General features: G+C 38.6%; 2 protein-coding genes. One reads left to right on the plus strand and one right to left on the minus strand.

Annotated features, from left to right (window positions below):
- The coding region (locus tag DFR56_RS23335; protein WP_207521614.1) for a hypothetical protein at positions 1 to 192 on the plus strand (192 nt) is incomplete at its 5' end.
- A gap of 424 nt (positions 193 to 616) precedes the next feature.
- Here the strand turns inward: DFR56_RS23335 and DFR56_RS22460 are convergent.
- On the minus strand, positions 617 to 1,732 hold the full coding sequence (locus DFR56_RS22460; RefSeq protein WP_110397687.1) for an IS110 family RNA-guided transposase: 1,116 nt from the start codon (positions 1,730 to 1,732) through the stop codon (positions 617 to 619).
- Positions 1,733 to 1,847 lie beyond the last annotated feature (115 nt).

Genomic DNA, 1,847 nt, shown 5'->3' on the forward strand with positions numbered 1-1,847 from the left:
ACTGATATGAACGAAACTGTCAAGTTCCACCCCTTATTTTTACTAAAAGTGTATTTTTGGGCAACCTTAATTAAGAGTCCTTATGCCTCTTTTTGCTGTTACAATGATATCCAATATATGTTTGATGAATTAACATATGGTCAAAATTTGAAAGCGATGCTTTCCACAATTTACATTCTATCCACGATTTGACATGGAGAGCGAGCATGATAGCCTTTTCGGCAGAGCCAGTTTCTTTGTAAACTTGCTTCCTGGCAATAGAATCATGCTTGCGCAGGGATCCATGTCAAATCCTAATCGTAACATATGAATCTTTGTGAAAGACGCTATCCAGCTTTCATATTTTGTGCTCTATTCTTTTTTTGTTAGGAGGATAAATACACGGCACGAAGGCAAAAATCTCTACTCCGATGAGCATACTGATATCCGTGGGTTCTCACATTTTATCTCTCCGTCTTAGGATCTGTCACGAACTCCTGGCGTGCGTTCACTAATGGTATAGCTAGCACAAGTCTTCGTCGTGTGTTCTCCTTTACGGTTTTTACCTTTGCCTCCGGCCCTATATTCATTCCCTTATTTATCTTAATTACTTCTTTTCTAACTGATAAATGGTAGCTTAATCTACTCTTGCTTCATAATTAGCTTCATGTGCAATTGCCCAAATGAAACCTGCAAGTTCTCTCGCTATAGCTGTAATGGCTTTCCCACTTTCTTTTCCACGTCCTAATAGACGGTAATATTTTTTATGCAATCGATTTTGAGCTTTCCACGAAATTCCCAAGATATTAGTTGGTTGCTCTTGTTGTCTTTTCTTCAATTCTCCTTTGACTGCTGGCTGATATCTGTAGCTCCAGGCGGATTCTATCAACAACCTTCGTACATGACGATTCCCTGTCTTAGTGATGTTACCTAATCTACGTAATTCACCACTGGAACTTTCACTAGGCACCAGTCCGGTGTAAGCCATAAATTGTTTTGGAGTCCGGAAGCGTTCAAATGAACCAATTTCTGCAACTAAACTTGTAGCTGTAATAACTGCTACTCCCCTTAATGTCATGAGGGTTTGAATCATTGGCGCATGAACACCTTCTTTAGCCTGTTCCTCGATTTCTTGCTCTAATATTTTTAATCGTTGTTGAAATTCTTTTAATTGTTGTAAATATTCCTGGAATGCAATTCGGGATGCAGATCGTTCAAATTTCAAGCTATTCAGCCAATCCCAGTATTTCTTGGTCCATTTCCTTGTTCCTTGAGGTGGATTAACTTCATTTCTTAAAAGAAACTTTGTTAATCTGTGTTTGGCTCTTAATTCATCTTCCTTTACATCCTCACGTGCCCGAACTAAGTCCCGTAGTGCTTCATCATCTTCTGATGGCACATAGATAGGTGTTAATTCTCCAGCACGATAAAGTGTTGCCAGTTTAAGCGAATCGCGTTTGTCGGTCTTAACACGTTCACCAGGTTTTTTGGGTATTAACGATGGGGCTATTACTTCACATTCAATATCCATACTTTTTAGAAGCCGATAGAATCCATATCCTGTTGGTCCTGCCTCATAACAGACTTGAAGCTGTTCAGGTTCGCCAAGTTTTTTCATTAATTTTCTAATTGCTTCAACTTTATAGTCAATCATGCCAACATATCTTGGTTTGGAACGCCCCTCCTCTGCAACTGCTACTGCAATTTTTTCTTTTGATACGTCTAAACCTACGTATTTTGTGATATCATTCATATTACTAGCTCCTTTCGTATTGTAGCTCTGTTTTGGTAGTTTGATTTTTTAATATTATTACCAAATTAATCTACGTTGTTACGAAGATGGGGCTAGTTTCGTTCATGATAACTCC

The organism is Pseudogracilibacillus auburnensis, from assembly GCF_003201975.1.
Lineage (GTDB): Bacteria > Bacillota > Bacilli > Bacillales > Amphibacillaceae > Pseudogracilibacillus > Pseudogracilibacillus auburnensis.